The 16685-nt window shown below is 38.5% G+C and carries 12 protein-coding genes; 2 read left to right on the forward strand and 10 right to left on the reverse strand.

Annotated features, from left to right (window positions below):
- Window positions 1-18 precede the first annotated feature (18 nt).
- Entirely contained in the window at window positions 19-2097 is a 2079-nt protein-coding gene (locus K6V21_RS07885; RefSeq protein ID WP_224321443.1) for a TlpA family protein disulfide reductase, read from the forward strand.
- A 122-nt stretch (window positions 2098-2219) separates the two neighbouring features.
- On the opposite strand, the gene K6V21_RS07890 is transcribed toward K6V21_RS07885, so the two are convergent.
- Complete coding sequence (locus tag K6V21_RS07890; protein ID WP_224321444.1) at window positions 2220-2762, reverse strand: PepSY-like domain-containing protein; 543 nt, start codon at window positions 2760-2762, stop codon at window positions 2220-2222.
- Window positions 2763-2944: 182 nt separating this feature from the next.
- Between K6V21_RS07890 and K6V21_RS07895 the strand changes: the two genes are divergently transcribed.
- Window positions 2945-4114 carry a DUF418 domain-containing protein gene (locus tag K6V21_RS07895; protein ID WP_224321445.1) on the forward strand — a complete coding sequence of 390 codons (1170 nt, stop codon included), beginning with the start codon at window positions 2945-2947 and terminating at the stop codon, window positions 4112-4114.
- Window positions 4115-4186: 72 nt separating this feature from the next.
- On the opposite strand, the gene K6V21_RS07900 is transcribed toward K6V21_RS07895, so the two are convergent.
- From K6V21_RS07900 to K6V21_RS07940, 9 genes are all read right to left on the reverse strand, one after another.
- Window positions 4187-5191 (reverse strand): virulence RhuM family protein, encoded by a 1005-nt coding sequence (locus tag K6V21_RS07900; RefSeq protein ID WP_224321446.1) that lies wholly within the window; start codon window positions 5189-5191, stop codon window positions 4187-4189.
- 966 nt (window positions 5192-6157) lie between these two features.
- Window positions 6158-6583 carry a hypothetical protein gene (locus K6V21_RS07905; RefSeq protein WP_217713405.1) on the reverse strand — a complete coding sequence of 142 codons (426 nt, stop codon included), beginning with the start codon at window positions 6581-6583 and terminating at the stop codon, window positions 6158-6160.
- Window positions 6584-6588: 5 nt separating this feature from the next.
- Window positions 6589-8178 (reverse strand): hypothetical protein, encoded by a 1590-nt coding sequence (locus K6V21_RS07910; RefSeq protein WP_217713407.1) that lies wholly within the window; start codon window positions 8176-8178, stop codon window positions 6589-6591.
- A 77-nt stretch (window positions 8179-8255) separates the two neighbouring features.
- Window positions 8256-8648 carry a DUF3244 domain-containing protein gene (locus K6V21_RS07915; protein WP_217713409.1) on the reverse strand — a complete coding sequence of 131 codons (393 nt, stop codon included), beginning with the start codon at window positions 8646-8648 and terminating at the stop codon, window positions 8256-8258.
- A gap of 130 nt (window positions 8649-8778) precedes the next feature.
- On the reverse strand, window positions 8779-10506 hold the full coding sequence (locus tag K6V21_RS07920; RefSeq protein ID WP_224321447.1) for a tetratricopeptide repeat protein: 1728 nt from the start codon (window positions 10504-10506) through the stop codon (window positions 8779-8781).
- Window positions 10507-11145: 639 nt separating this feature from the next.
- Window positions 11146-12696 carry a vitamin K epoxide reductase family protein gene (locus tag K6V21_RS07925; RefSeq protein ID WP_217713413.1) on the reverse strand — a complete coding sequence of 517 codons (1551 nt, stop codon included), beginning with the start codon at window positions 12694-12696 and terminating at the stop codon, window positions 11146-11148.
- Between the two features lie 39 nt (window positions 12697-12735).
- Window positions 12736-13125: a DUF3244 domain-containing protein gene (locus K6V21_RS07930; RefSeq protein WP_217713415.1), complete on the reverse strand. Its 390-nt coding sequence runs from the start codon at window positions 13123-13125 to the stop codon at window positions 12736-12738.
- Between the two features lie 115 nt (window positions 13126-13240).
- On the reverse strand, window positions 13241-14947 hold the full coding sequence (locus tag K6V21_RS07935) for a hypothetical protein (protein WP_224321448.1): 1707 nt from the start codon (window positions 14945-14947) through the stop codon (window positions 13241-13243).
- A 144-nt stretch (window positions 14948-15091) separates the two neighbouring features.
- Complete coding sequence (locus K6V21_RS07940) at window positions 15092-16597, reverse strand: sensor histidine kinase (protein ID WP_217713417.1); 1506 nt, start codon at window positions 16595-16597, stop codon at window positions 15092-15094.
- Window positions 16598-16685: the final 88 nt, after the last annotated feature.

Consider the following 16685-nt stretch of genomic DNA (forward strand, 5'->3'; position numbering starts at 1 on the left):
AATTTAAGAATGAGCCTAATGAAAAAACTACTATTCTTATTTTGTCTTTTGTCCTGGAGTGCATTAAATGCACAGAAGACGATTAATCGCCCTCCGTTTATAGCAAAGGCAACGGAAACCATTGAGATAGCTGCCGTTCATTTATCGGATACAGCTACCGTGATTGATGTGGATGCAAAATTTACTCCAAAGTACTGGATACGTATTGCCCCTGCTACCTGTCTGGTGGCAGATAATGGTGAACGTTATCAGGTGCGGCAGGGAGTAGGTATTGAGTTGGGACAGGAATTTTGGATGCCGGAATCCGGAGAGGCCTCTTTCTCTTTGATATTTCCACCTTTGCCGCCATCTGTAAAATCATTCGATTTTGTGGAAGGGGAAGGTGAGAGAGATTTTAATCTTTTCGGTATCAGCCTGACCGGAAAGTTGCCTAAGCTCCAATTGCCTAAAGGTTTAGAGAAGGCAGGAAAAATGACTGCTGTAGCTTTGCCGGCTCCTGAAATCAAAGAGGGAACAGCTATCATCAGTGGTCGTATTTTGGATTATAAGCCTTCATTCCGATTGAAAGCTGAATTACATTCTGCTGATTTCTTATCTGTCTATGGACAAAAGAATACAGAGTTAGAATTGGATGAAGCGGGAAACTTCCATACGGAAGTTTCAGTTTCACATCCTTCTATCGCCTATTTAGGTGTGGGTGGATCCGTTGTTTCTTTTTTGTTGTCTCCGGGTGGAGAAACCAAGGTTACCGTAAATCTTCGTGAAATGACGCGTGCTTCCAGTCGTTTACAGAAAGATACGAAGGCTGAAGGGAAGAAGGTTTATTTTGAAGGACTGAATGCAGGATTGAATACGGAGATGAATTCCGGACTGGAAATTCCTCTTTGTTCTGTTGAGCTGAAAGACTTATATGACATGACTCCGGATCAGTATAAAGCATATTGCATGCGGAAATATGAAGAAGCGAACAATGTGATTCGTGCCAATAAGAAAATAAGTGCAGCTTATGCGGAATTGTTGACGGTGCTGAATAAAGATGCATTGTATGGACTATTATGTGGATATGATTATCAGCTATTGCAGGCTTATGCTCAGCAAAAAGGACTGTCGTTGCGTGATGCCGGTAAGGAGTATCTCTCAAAGGAACCGTCAGATGGCTATTTTGACTTTTTAAGTAAACTGGATTACATTAATTCATCCAAGTCTGTGTATTGCTTCAATTATTTCGCTATGGTAAGGAATACTGCATATATCCATTTGCCGTCTGTTAAGACCGTAGGTATCTTTGATTACTTACTTGACTCATCCAAAGTAAGTCCGGAGGATAAGGAAGCCATGAAGAAATACCGTGATAATCCTTCGTCGCAGGATGCTTCTATAATGAGGGTGCTGAGAGATAAGTATGACAACCTCTTTCAGGAGTGTGGCAAGTTGGCTTTGGAAGCTAATCAGAAGGCGGTTGGAGAGGTAATAGGAGGTAAAGGTATCTATCATGATGTGCAGACGGCAATGCAATGTGCTTCGAAACTGGAAGATTTTATGCCTTTGACTGAAGACGATTTTGCTGCATTACGCACGATTGAGAATCCCTATTTCCTGAACCAATTGACTGCAATGAATACAGAGCTGCTTCAGAAGATAGAAGAAAATAAGAAGAAGCGCAGTTTTATGGTTCGTACTCTGCCCGAAGATGTGAAGGACGATGCCCTTTTTGAAGCCATTGTCGATCCGTTCAAGGGTAAAGTAGTGCTTGTTGATTTCTGGGCTACCTGGTGCGGACCTTGTAAGATGGCTATGAAGATGATGAAACCCATGAAGGAGGAACTGATAGATAAAGATATCGTGTATGTCTTTATTGCCGGTGAAAATTCTCCGGAGACAACATGGAACAATATGATACCCGATATTCATGGTGAGCATTACCGGTTGACCAATGCTCAGTGGGCAGCTATTTGTGATAAATTCGAAGTCCGTGGCGTACCTACTTATTTGGTGCTCGACCGTGCAGGGAAACAAACGTACCGGTCAGTAGGTTTTCCGGGAACGGATACGGTGAAAGGTGAATTACTGAAAGCATTAAATTCTTCCGGCAATTAATCCTCTATAACTCTAATAAATGAAAGAAGAGGCAGCCTTAACTGTCTCTTCTTTCATTTATAATTTAATGGGCTTATTAAATAAACTCCCCGTTTTCGTTGATCTTTACTTTCACTTCCTTTTCACTTTACTCCGGTTCTGTCCGGTAGCAATGATTCGTTATCGCCATCACCGTCATCATTCACGGCTTTAATGAGGATGCCGTCTGCTGAATAATGCAGATCCATATCTACATCCTGTGCCGATTCCACTTCTATGATGTAGATGATCTCTTTCTCGGTTCCGGCACGTTCAATGCGCTCCACTTCATTATCTCTCTTCCAGGAAGCGTATTCGCTGCTTTCAAAAGAAGTCTTTATTGCTTGCGGAATATCGCTATATGGCATTTCAGTTTCAGTCATGTACCATGAGCCATCTGCCGTATACCAGGCTTCCGTTTTATACCCGTTGTCGCTCTTGTTGTTGAATTCCGCTTTGTAGTATTGCCCTTGTGAGAGAGTTTTTGTTTCCCAACTCAGATTAGCGGCGTTGGAGAAACTGCTGTCGAATGCATTGCGTACAGCTTCAGGTACTTTGGAGTTTGGAAGATCGTCATCATCATCGCTACAACCTTGCAGGCTTAACATGCCCATAGCCAATAGGGCTAAATACATTTTCAGTTTCATAGTTACTTGTTTTTTTAGAATTTACTAATATTATTGTTTTCTTTGACTATTGCTGATTATACTGCAAAGATGCTGGGCAATTCTGGAAGAAATTGGGAATTTGACTCCAAAAGTGGATAATAAATTCTATATTTGCGATTTTAACATTAAAAAGAGCAGATTACTAATGAACTTATACTAATATGGTACAGGAACTGGAAAAACGCACCCGTATTGACGTAGCCGATGTGCTGCGCGGACTCGCCGTTATGGGCATCATTGTATTACATTCCATTGAACACTTTAATTTCTATTCATTTCCCGATACGGGCACTCAGAGCGCGTGGCTTAACTTTTCAGATAAAGCCATTTGGGACGGACTCTTTTTCATGTTCGGAGGAAAGGCTTATGCTGTGTTTGCCCTGCTTTTTGGGTTTAGTTTCTTTATTCAGGATAATAACCAGCGTATGCGTGGCAGTGATTTTCGTTTGCGTTTCTGCTGGCGATTGATATTATTATTCATTCTTGGCAATATAAATGCGGCCTTTTTCACGGCTGAAGTATTGGTGCTCTATTCTTTAGTCGGATTCATTTTACCACTTACCTGCCGGCTGAAAGATAAATGGCTGTTTATTCTGGCATGTGTGCTTCTGATACAGCCATTGCCACTTTTTTATGTGATATATGCCTGTGTAGACCCTTCTTTTGTTACTCCTTCTATTCCGACAGGTAGTTACTGGGGAGCGGCTTTCCAGGTGCAGAGTCACGGTACATTTCTTGAAACCCTGCGTGTGAATTTGTGGGAAGGGCAGATTGCCAGTCTTGCATGGGCTTGGGACCATGGACGTGTGTTTCAGACTGCCGCTCTTTTCCTGTTCGGCTTGTTGATAGGACGTCGGGGACTTTTCCTGAAGGAGAATCTGAAGTTCTGGAATAAGGTACTTTGTGGTGCTCTTATCGCTTTCTTCCCTCTGTATGGATTGGGCAATATGTTACCGGACTTCATTGCTAATAAGTCTATTCTCAGCCCCTTGTTACTTATCATAACTTCCCTGTCCAAGTTTGCATTTATGCTGGTATTGGTGTCGGGTGTTATCTTTGCTTTTTATCGGACAAACCTGCACGACTGGTTGATGAAGATTACTCCTTACGGTAAGATGAGCCTTACAAATTATATTACCCAGAGTATTATTGGTTCGTTGTTGTTCTATAATTGGGGACTTGCGCTTCACTCTCAGTTGGGTATAACAGCCAGCTTCCTGGTAGGAGTAGTGCTCTTCATCGTGCAGCTCGCTTTCTGCCGGTGGTGGATGAGCCGTCATGCGCACGGGCCGCTGGAATATTTGTGGAAGCGGGCGACTTGGTTGAAATAGAAAAAATTAGGTTCGGCAATAGAAATCTTTATTCATATTTTAAATATATATATTTGGAGTATGCTATGATTTCTATTGCTTGTCTTTTTTAATTTTTTTTGTTGATTCAATCAGCTCATTGATATTGCTATCATTACGGTACAGATTAAAAATCTCATATTGTTCTTCTGCTATTTTTTTAGCATTCTCTGCTGAAATATGTCCTGAGTTTTGTAATACTTTTCGCCCGGTGAATGTGAGGAAGTTGTTTAGTTTTTCTTCCCAGTCAGACATATACATTGGAATATGTTGCATAGCCTGGTCTTCTGCATAATCTAAATACATATTTACAATACGGTTGAGAACTTTAATTTCATCCTCATTCAGATAGTTTTTGGCAACATCAACATCTTTTTTACGGACTTTAGCCCCTTCAAAAGTGGTTAATCCCATATTATCTTTCATTGCATTTGCACGCTCTGCTATTAATTCGGCAGCAGTGTGCCCATGTACGCTATAGTGTAGCTTGTTCTGCACTGTTTTGAAAAATAATTTAGCTTTTTCATCATCTTTGTCGTAATCGATAGAAGTCTTGTATATCTCTTTTATTTTTTCGTAAAATCTTTTTTCTGAGGCACGAATATCACGAATGCGCTCAAGTAATTCATCAAAGTAATCTATTCCGAAAGGTTTTGGGTTTTTTAGACGTTCATCGTTCATCACGAATCCTTTCTTAGCATATTCTGTCAGTACCTTTGTTGCCCAATTTCTAAAATGAAGACCTACTCGTGAACGTACTCGATAGCCAATGGCAAGAATCATATTGAAATCGTAATGAAAAGGTTCTCTTGAAACCTCACGTTCGCCTTCTATTTGAACTATTCGGAATTTCCTAATAGTTGCTTCTTCATTTAATTCACCGTCAGCTATAATATTTTTGATGTGCTCATTTATTGTAGCAGTTGATACCTGATATAAGTCGGCCAAGGCTTTTTGGGTCATCCAAATATTACCATCACTGAAGTATACATCTATTTTTGTATCTCCTTTTTCATTTTGGTAAATAAGGATTTTACCAATATTATTATCTTTATCCATGTGCGTACTTTGATAGTAGTGCAAATATAAAGAATAATATTTGATATTGGTGAATTCAATAGTTCGTTAATTTCTGAATTAACAAATAAAAAGTAGGTCAAGTCCTGCAAATTCATTACAAGAGCAGAGAGCTTATACTAATATGGTACAGGAATTGGAAAAACGCACTCGTATTTGTATGGATTGGGCAATATGTTGCTGGACTTCATTGCTAATAAGGCTATTTTTACTCCTTGCGGTAAGATGAGCCGTCATGCGCACGGGCCGCTGGAATATTTGTGGAAGCGGGCGACTTGGTTGAAATAAAGTATCATTCTGCACCCGCTATTTTTGAGAAAATGTTCTTTCCGTTCTTTCAGAACTCTCTGGATTCCCTGTTCATCGGCATTACGGCTGAAACCTCCAGCCTTATAGTTGCTTCAGGTATCTTTCAGCTGAAGCACCGATGAACAGGGGGATCGGGAAAAACTGAAAGACTGCAGGAGGAAAAAGAACACTTAATGTATTGAATAATATCTGAAAACAAGTAATGTTGTGATCCGGAACAAGTAATGTTGAGAATGATTACATTGCTTGTTCTTATCCACAACAAGCAATGTAATTTCAGGCAAGTCCGATTCCGTTGACTTTAACGTCTATATATCGGTGGTGTTGGATATATAGATACTGCACATCCGATATATAGATGCAACACGTTCGATATATAGATGCGACACGTCCGATATATAGATGTGTCATGTCCGATATATTGATATTCCTTTCCATATCATAATGCAGGTTTATTATAGATATTTCTCCCACAGATAGCGGAGCGGACTGAGTAAATACGCAGTTACGCTCCGTTCATTTGCTATGCTAGGGAGTTCTTCTTTAAAGCTCAATGGTTTACTGTAGGAAGTGCATGAATGTCTAAAATTCTAAAAAAAACGACTGTCATTTTATTGTCTAAAATAATTAAAGTAGAGTCTAATTTTTAAATATGAAAGTTGCTTTTATTGGCATATTACCGGAAGAGAAACTATTAGCCGACACCTTATTCGGAAAATATGAGCTTTCGACTAATACAGTAACTTTCTTAGTGCTATCCAATATTATAGTGGCAGCTTCTTGATTATCTAGAAACATTTTCAAATTAGGACTAATTTCCTGTTCGTTATGGATTAGAATACCATCAGCTTTATATTGAAATGGAGTTATATCGGTGGTATATATATCGTAATACACATAAATATGGGCATTTGTATCTATAAAAATCCCATCTTTAGTTTCATATTTTACGACAACATCCAACATTCTCTCGTTTAGAATTCCATTTTCTTCTTCATTATTATGGCAACTATACAATAATGGAATTAATAACAGTACTATTATGGAATATTTGTTAGCATTCATGTCATTTAAAATATTGGTCCAGGTGCAATATAAATTCTATACCATCCAGTTGTATATTGGGGAGACATATTTAAGAAGTAAGGAGGCTCTCTCTTTCTACTAGGTGGCCATTTCATAGCAGTTGTATCTTTTAGGATAGGATCTCCAAAATTAACAATAACTTGTCCTAGCTCATCATTTCCTACAGTTGTTGTAACTTCATAAGTAACATTTCGACTGACTCTCCCACTAGCCCCGAATTTGGGCCCTATTTTGAGGGATTCTTTTTTCCCCATGTCATAATCAAAATTAGCCGCAAACTCAGTATCTGTAGAAGTAAGTTGGCGAATTACTTGAACTGCATCAACTTCTTCTATTGATATTTTTATACTACTACTATAGTCTTCAAGATTCCAAGGGAACAAAGGTATTGGATCTGTAAATAAAACTCTTTTGAGCGTCATAGAAGAAATCGTGTAAACATCATCTCTAACACTTTCTCCTCTTCCTCCTTCTGTATTTCTTCCACCTGTAATGCCGAATAGATCAGTGGCTTTAACTCTGAAATAAGTTATGAGTTCATTGCCAACTGCTGTTTTGGAGCCAACATAGGTTTTAACTTGAAATTCAAATTCTCCATCAGTCCAATGTCCACCTTTGAATTGAGGGTCATCTGATTGCTCACCAATTTTTTTTATTATGCCATCTGGATCACTGAGCATTTCGAATCCCCAAATGTATTCTCTATATTGGTTATTAAAAGGACCGTTAGGATTTGATGAATAAATTCCATAATAGACGTAATCTCTTTGCCAGCCATTAGCACTTTTTTTATATGCCTCTTTTAATATTTTAAATCTAGGATCCATCTTGGGAATATATTGTCCTTCGCCAGGTCGTGTAGAAGATCCTCCATTTCCCCCTGTCCGGTTAGATTTCGTTTGCATTGTATTATTGAAAGCATCATTTACAAACATTAGTTTAGCATTCAATTCATTTCCTGCTATTTGCTTTGTTAATGGAGAGTTATTGGCAACAATACGTTCATTTTCTTTGATGACGACTACCGGAAACAGTGGGATTTCATTTGGTGCAAGTATTCTTTCATTTTCAAATTCGTCAACTATGGGTACTTCATTAGAGGAGGATAAACGAATAGCTACCTTAGGAATCATATCATTGGTATCCCATATTTCCGCAGAAAAAGCCTCTTCGGGTAACTCCGGTACATATATAGTAAGCGTTGGCAATGAGTTTATAATGATGGATAAAGAATCTTCTGAGATATATTTCAAAAGACTTTTTTCAATAGTATTTCCATTGCGATCTTTACGTTCTTTTATAATTTGGTATAGTACGTCGTAATCATAATTAATTTTTTTAAGGGCTTCTTCTTTAACAATATCTCTGATATCTTTATTCTCTGATAGAATTTTGGCAAAAGCATATCCAAACTGTTTTTTTAGCTGATCTTTAGATACTGTAGCTTTCACCTCTATCGTAGGACTTGTAGTTAATTCTTCTTTATTACATGAGGAAATACAATACATAACTCCAAATAAGCAAACTAATGCTAATAGGCGATAGTTGACTGCTAGATTCTTTAATTTTTTCATGATATATTGTGTTTAAATGGTTGTATAGTATTATAAAGGTAAATATCGTATATATTCAGTTTTATTGGAAATGATGTTTAAATAATAAATTTACCTTGTAAACAAGTATCATCTGAAGAGATTTCTATATAATATGTACTTGAATTTTGTAAGGTTAGGTCAACAAAAGCTGTTGCCGGACTCATGTATTCTTGTGAATAAACGGTTTCACCAGTATCTTCTTTAACAATCTTAATAGTAACTGTTGGCATCACTTCCTTAAAAGATACAGATATTACTTTATTACATAGGTAGGCATGCGCAGGCTGAGGAATGAGACTGCGCGTTTTGGGGACATTTTCTTGGTCTGTATTATTGTCTTTTTTTATATCCTTATAGAGAGTAATTTCCAAACCTTGAATAAAGTTTTGGGCATAAGTCGACATTCCCCAGGCAAAGAATGAGATTAGAATGAATAATAACTTCTTCATATTCTTCGTTTTTTAGTTATTAATATCGCAAATTTAGCGAAGTTTTATTCTAATCAAATGTATCAAAAGTGTATCATTTTTCGAGATAGAGTCTTTTTTAGGGGTATAATCCTTCTTAAAATGGGATAATTTAGTAAATTTCAAGGAAATCTCTTAGTTTACTTATATCAGACGGACAGCTGATTTTCTTTTTAATTTCTTTTTCTTTTCTATAGATGGTGCTTCGGGTTAACTGTATTAGATATGCTAAATTTGCTATAGGAAAATCTGTTAGAAAGAGGCAGCACAGATGTCTTTCTTTCTTTGATAATTTGTACTGGGTGCTCAACCGTGTGATGACTTTATTCCAGCGCATATCTGTTTCGACTATTAGGCACTTCCAGTCCTCTTCGGATAGGCGCTCGTCTGATTTGTCACAGGCTTTATAGGAGGCTATTATCCGCTCCATTTTTGCAGCAATCTTTGAATGCTCAAATACTTCTTTTGCCAACGCATTTCGTTCCTGCTGAAAAGCATTCAGTTCTTGCTGGAGTTGCTGTTTTTTCTTTTCATCGGCTTGCTGTAGATTTATTTCTTGCTGTAGTGTAGTGATTACTATGTCTTTTTTCTTTAGTTTGTTTCTTACCTGTAGGTATCTTTCTTGTAATTCTTGCTGTTCTTGCTTTAACTGCAACTGATTTTGTTCCAAATCGTGCGCTTTCTGTCGGTGTTTGTTTAGAATGATACAGCCGATTATAATGATGAAAATGAGTATGGCGCTTGCTGTGATTAATATAAACTGTTTATGCTTGTCGTAACTCAGAGTGTTCGTGTATTGTTGTTCTGCTACCTTTTTTTCTGCGTTAAGTATATCATTACTTTGTTGTGCTGCATGCAGACTATCCAAATAAAGCGTATACTTATCAGTTAACGTAAGCGACTTTTCTAAATCTCCTTGTATTTGGGCTATTTCGGCCAAGCGCATATAGGCACTGGCTTTGGTGCCATATCCTGTGGTCAATAAGCTTTTATTGATGTATATAGTAGCGGAATCATATTTCCCGATTTTAAAATAAGCATCACCCAAAAGTAAAAAAGCCCTATAGCATCGGGTGGTGTCTTCTCTTAAGGATATATTTAGTTTGGCATATCGAATAGCTTTTTCTTTTTGTTTCATATGGCTGTATAGTGAACTGAGTGAAGCGGCAACGTTAGCTTGTATGTGTTTGTAGTGTGGAGTACTTGTCATATTAAATGCTTTCAATAATTTTTTTTCTGCTACAGAATAATATGCTATTCCTTTCTCTATATTAATTTTTCCCTGAAACGTCAGTGCATCCGCCCAAAGGCTTGTATCATTTCGCTGTATTGCCAGTTGCTCAGCTAATTGATAGATGGAGTCTGCTTCTTCTACTAAGTCTTGCAGATAATATAGGTATCCGGCATGATTGTATATTAATCCCAATAACTTCTGATTTTTTGCTTTCTTTGCTAATGGAATGGCTGTCAGATATTCCAGAACCGCTTCTCCGCACAAGTTTGCATCCCTATATATACATCCTTTGTAATAATGAGCTTTAGCCTGCATAGCCACCTCCCCGATGGAGTCGTAATACGGTATAGCGATCTGTATCAGTGAATCATCCGTCTGCACGATATAGTTTTTATCCCTTGCTTGAGTCATTAATAAAGCATAATAAGCCCGATCCGCCTGTGTGCTCAATTGCTGCGGTTCTATGGTTTGCAGCATGTGCAAAGCACTGTCCGGATATTCTTCCATTACTGAATCGGCTTGCGCTAATAAGACATAAGAATCGTGTTGTTGGGCACACGATGTGAGCGAGAGAAGCCATATTATTATATAGAGTGCATGTTTCATTTTGACTGTTATAAAGTTAGGTGTCTACAAAAGTATCCTTTTTTGGAGAAATATTACTAATCTGATAGTGCTTTTTTAGTCGTATTGAAATAATTTGCATTTTGTCATTTTGTATTTTTAGTTGACTGAGGATGCTCTATTTTCGCCCAACCGTTCGTTGAAATGAAAATATGGAAGTGAAAAGGAACAAGTGGCAGATTGATAGTGAAATATCGAAATGTTTACGTTTGTTTTGGATAGAAAACTTCTTCAAAAAGTACACTTATAGGTGAAAGTTATGATGCCAATAGGTCCACTACCTATAAGTAGTAACCCTTTTACCCGTAAGTAGTAACCCTTTTGCCTATAAGTAGTAACCTTATTGACCGTAAGTAGTAACCCTTTTCTGCATAAAGAGCTTTCTAATCTGCAAGTATATGCAATAATGGGGTATCTTTATGCTCTATTTATTCGTAGAATACTCTGGGATGTAAATTTTAAAACTGATGTGTGCTACTTAAAACATGAATATACTGTCGTTCTGAAGGTAAAACAATCGATGTTGTGTCTTTTGTGTATTTGAAAGCTGTCTTCCTTTATAGGTGTAAATTTAGCCACCGCCATCTGACACGGCAGCTAAATTTATAGGAACTGTTTCCTTTATTTATCGGTGGTAGGCGTCAGCAAGTATTTCAACTCTTCCAGTTGATAAACACTTGGCATATAATGCCCGTTGATGACAACTGCCGGAGTATGGCTGACGTTATTCCGTTCGCAATACTCTTGTTGTTGTCTCCAAAGCAGCTGTGCAACATCGTTGATGTTGTATCTTTCCACATCCGGTATCTCCTGAATTTCAAACCATTCTTCCAGCAGGTAAGTAGCTTTATCCCAACCTTCTGAGAGGTAAGCACTGAGAATGGTTTGTGCTATATGTGCGCCCAGGCGGTCGTTTGTATAGATAACCAGTGAGATGGATATGTCTGCTGATATTTCCCGGATGTGGTGATGTACCTTAGCGCACGCTTTGCAATTGGGGTTTACCACTACCATTAACCTGTCTTTTGTGCTATCGGCAGAGTTATGCAGAGCTATATCCGGGTGGATCATCGTTCTGACTTTAGGCTTCAAAGCCAGAAGTTTCTGAAAAGTGATCGGGTTGAGCAGACCGGATAACTTGCTTTTCAGAAAGTGTTTCTCCTTGTCCGAAGAAACAAGTGCTTTAGCCTGTATCCAGAAAATCACGCAGATAGTGCTGACTGCAATCATTGAGAAAAGAATTCGGATTGAAAACCTCCATTCGAAATTATTCCTTATGATATAAAGTGCTACGGCAGTCAGCCAGACCGAGAAGGTGGTGAGCATACAAAACAGGCATGCTTTACGAATAAAGAATATCTGATATATGATGGAATATAAGGTGAATGCAATTGCAATGAAAACAGACAAGGCTGCCAGAAGATGGAATTCCTTTGGGCAGACAGCTGTGAAAAAGAACATGGTTGTGAAATACATCCACGATAATTCTCCAATACCTATTCCTGCAATATTTGCACCTTTGGATTTGAGTACCTCATTACAATCTATAACTTTCCCTATGTGGCAGAAGCGGTGTAGAAAGTGATTATCTACCATTTCTCTGTATAGAATGATAGTAGAAATGAGAATACCACAGACCAGCGCGGAAAGGTAAAGTGGTAATCCTGTGGGGTAGTTTCTACTCCAGATTGAAGAAAAAACTAAGAGGACGGATATAATTCCCGCAATCAGTATCCTATGTTGCCGGCACATATAATGAATATTGCTGAGCAAGCAGTGAGATTCACAGACTGTTTTCGAAGTTGTTTCGCCAAACAGGACAGTTCCTGTCCACTGGTGCGCAAATAGCTTTCTGCTTATGGGCATGTGGCTGACTTCGGCAGTCGTGATGATGAGCCGGTCCGGTTCTATCTTTTCGACAAGGCAGAATGTGGAATGGCTTGTTTCCAATTGGGTGATAAACGGACCGTGCAACTTCTCCAGATACTTCGGTTGAAGTTGGTAAACTACGTTATTTACATGAAGTGCGTTTAAGGCATCGCTGATACCTTGCATCGTGTTGCCCAACGGACTGTCGAGCAAACGGCATACGGTAGTCCTGCTCACTTTTACGGTCAGTGACCGTAAAAAGTGATGGACTACTTCACTGGTGGCATTGTCAACTCCCAGCATAGTCTTGATTTATAGTTAAAGTTTAGGTTAGGTTCTTTGTTAAAGTGTAAAGTATCCGCTCAACCGGGCTTCTCCCAGTTCAATTTCCAGGTAGTATTCTCCCGGCTCTGTTGCGTTTAAATCAATAGTGATAAGCGTAGGATTAATACTTGTTCCGGAATAAATATTTGCTCCAGAGGCATTTGTAATTGTAATACTTGCCGTAGGTGCATCACAGTTGAAAACTACAGTGACTATATCATTATTAATATAGGCACTGGCGGGTTGGATAATGATGCTCCTGGCTACTGGTCCTCCTTCTTTGGGACCTGCCGGGTTCAGAGGAATCTCTCTTTCATCATCATTGGTCAGAAAGAAATTTTGGGCGTGCAAAGATGTGCTACCCATAACTACTGCTAATACGAAAAATACAAATAATAACTTTTTCATAAGATATACTTTTAATTTGTTATGACGGTGGCAAATTTAGAGAGAATTTCTCCAATAAAAGTGTATAAAAAGTGTAGAAATGTAGAGAATCATCTTGCTGTTGGAGCATTTTTCCCTATTTTAATAGAAATTGTTCTAAGAAATCGCGGAGTGAAATTGATTTATCAGTGCATTTCATCTTTTGTTCCAGTATTCTTTTGCCTTTTTTATATATGGCATCCCTACTACATTCCATTAGGTATCTGAAATGACTGGTGGGTATATCTGTTAAATGCAGGCAACAAAGACATATCTCATCCTGAGATAAGGGATACTTTGCAGCTAAGCGGATGGTAATGTTATTCCAACGTACATCAGTTTCTGCTATTAGTTGTTTCCAGTCTTCTTCATTGAAATGTTCGCTTGATTTATCTGTTTTTTTATATGCTTGAATAATTCGCTTCATCTTTACGTGAACCTCAGAATGTTCATAAGATTCGTTGAGCAAGGCTTGGCGCTCTGTTTTCAGTCTATGCAGTTCTTCTTTTAAACTGTCCCTTTCAGCTTGATTGTTGTTGTGCCGTGCTATTTCTTCTTGCAAAAGATTGATTTGTTCGTTCTTCTGTTGGAGTAAATCTTCTAATTTCTTATTTAGCTCTATTTCCTTTTGCTCGAAATTGCTTTTTTCCTTCCTATGTTTTTTCCATAAAATGAAGAATAACGATAGGAAAATCGCTATTCCGGTGATCATATAATAATAGAATTGGTTTAAATTAGCTTTGTATTCTAATTGTTTACGTTGTATTATGATATTTTTCTCAGTTGTGACAATTGCTACATTCTGTTGTTTTTGTTGAACACGATTCAGATAGAAAGAATATTTTCTTTCCATTTCGAGTGCTGTTTCTAATTTCCCTTGCTTTTTTGCTATATCAGCTAAACGCATATAAGCACCAGCCTTTGTGTATTCATCTTCACTGCAAAGGCTTTTATTTAGATAAATGGATGCAGAATCATATAAGGCTGTTTTGTAGTAGGCATCACCTAAAACTAAATGAGCCCTATCTAAGGTGTTTGAAGTTTCTTGATTGTTGAGGTTTAACTTGGCAAATTCTACAGCCTTTTCTCCCATATTCATGCGTCCATACAGTAGACTTAATGAATAAGCTGTTTTAGCTACCATCTTTTTTTGAGCAATATGGCGTGATATTTTAAAAGCGTGAAGTATCTTCTGTTCCGCTTCATGGTAGTACTCTTTTCCTCTGTCAATAGCAATCATACCCCGTTGTGATAAAGCATCTGCCCAAAGACCGGAATCTTTTTCTTGAATAGCTATTGTCTCTGTAATTTGATAGATTGAGTCAGCCTGTTCATATAATTTCTGTAGAAAGTATAGGTTGGCTATATTATTGTATATATATCCGGTTAGCTTATGGTCAGAAGCCTTTTGAGCATAAGATATAGCAGTGAAAAATCTGCCTAAAGCTTGTGGATAGATTTCTCTGTTCCTCCAAATGCATCCCCAGTAATAATGTGCTTTTGCCTGCATAGATGTACTTTTAATGGAATCATAATATTGCACTGCTATACGTATAAGAGAGTCATTTTCTTGGAATATGTAGTTCTTATCTTGTACTTGTGTCACTAATAAAGCATAGTATGCCCGATCTTCTAATGAGTTAAGTTCTTCTGGTCGAATCTTTTCTAAAAAATATAAGGCGCTGTCCGGGAACTTTTGCATGAGAGAATCAGCTTGTACAAGTTGGGCGTTCGGACTGGAACGGGTACAAGCCGCTAATATGCAATATGCGAGTAATAGCGCAGCTAAGACAGTGGCTTTCATTGGTTTATCATTTGTTGTTGCAGCCTGCAAAAGTACCCGTTTATAATGATAAAACAATGTAATGTCGGTCTGTAAAATCAATAGCCCCTATTCCTGAAAGGAAGTTCAGAAATAGGGGTTATTGATTTAAAGTATGTTTTTTTGTCAGGTATGTAACTCCAGAACAAAGCGGCAACCCTTGGTATAGCTACTGTCCAATGTCAGGCTACCATTCATTTTTGTGGCAATCAGAGAGCAAATGGGTAATCCTAAACCATCCCCTTCTGTAAGGTCTTTCACTTTGGTGAAAGGTTTAAACAAGTCTGCTTGTTCCTCTTCGGCAATACCACTTCCCGTATCACTGACAATGAATTGGTGGGTGTGTGCTCCGCGTTTTTTAAAGTCTAACCAGATTTTACCACCTTCAGGGGTAAACTCGGCTGCATTATTCAGCAAATGGAGCAGAATACGTTCAAGTTGCTCCGGATTGGTCTTGACACTGAGTTTCGGTGCGTTCACGGCAGTAGCTATGTCTGATTTCAAGCCGCTTTTGATCTTATCCATAACACTTTCACAGAAAGTATTAATATTGATTTCACGCATTTCGTAAGCTTCAGAGAGTGTACTTTCCAAATCGGACAACTCCTGAATGTGTTCGGCAAAGCCTTTCAGCGCACGGACGCCCGGTAAGGTAGTATCCAGAGTATTCAGTGTCGGTTCCATTTGTGAGGATATATTCTGGATAAACTTAGTTTTCAGTTCATTGTGCTCATTGGCTATCTGGATAGCTTTCTTTTGCTTCCGGGTAAGAAGGACAAAACGCAGCAATACGATACCGGCTAATACCAGCGCGGCGGCCAGTAGCCCGGCAAGGATGCAAAGGCCGATGATAATGTACTGTTTGGCAGAGAGTGAGCTGTCTTTTTCCTCAATAGTTTGCAGGCTATCGTCATATTTACGTTTCAGCACGTTCAACTCATCCTGGGCAGTAAGAGCTTTTACAGAGTCAGTCCAAAGGATATATTTGTCGTACGTACGGGCTACCAGTCCGGCATTGTTTGCCTTACGGGCAATATCGATCAGGGTTTTATATGACTCGTCTACCTTTGCATAATTCTTCTGTTCCTTATATTGACCGATCAGACGGTTGATATAAGCGTCTCCTTGCGAGTTCATCCCAAAGGTATAGTAGTAATTGGCCTGGGTATAAAGCAAATCATTGCTGAGTGAATCATTTTTGGCTGCCTTGGCTGTCTCTTCCAATTTGGCCAGTTGTTCTTTGGCACGGGCGGGATTCTTGAGGTTGATATACATTTGCAGGCGTTCCTTATTGATACGGAAACGCAGGTCGGGCATCGTCTTGCCACTTTTCTGCTCACCGTCTGTAACCAATAGTTCGGCACCGCGCAACAGTTCAAAAGCTTCTTTATAATAGTTTTCCCGATGGTAGAGGGCACTGGCGTTGACACCGCATTCTACTGCTTTATCATACTTTGCCTGAGAGGAAAAAGCATTGTAAGCCTGGAGGAAAAGATAGCGGGCTTTGATATATTCTTTTTTTGCGAGATTTTCCTGTGCTTGTTTCATTAGTTCATCGGCACGGTTCTGTGAATAGGCTTGGCTGCAGATGCAGAAAGCGGCTAAGAAGAGTAGGGTAATTATCTTTCTCATATATGATTCATTTTATTTGCTTACAAAGTTAAGACATTCTTTTGTAGGTTGTACAAGAAAAGTGCTTAAAAACTTGGCTTACCTTATT

Source organism: Bacteroides cellulosilyticus, assembly GCF_020091405.1.
GTDB lineage: Bacteria > Bacteroidota > Bacteroidia > Bacteroidales > Bacteroidaceae > Bacteroides.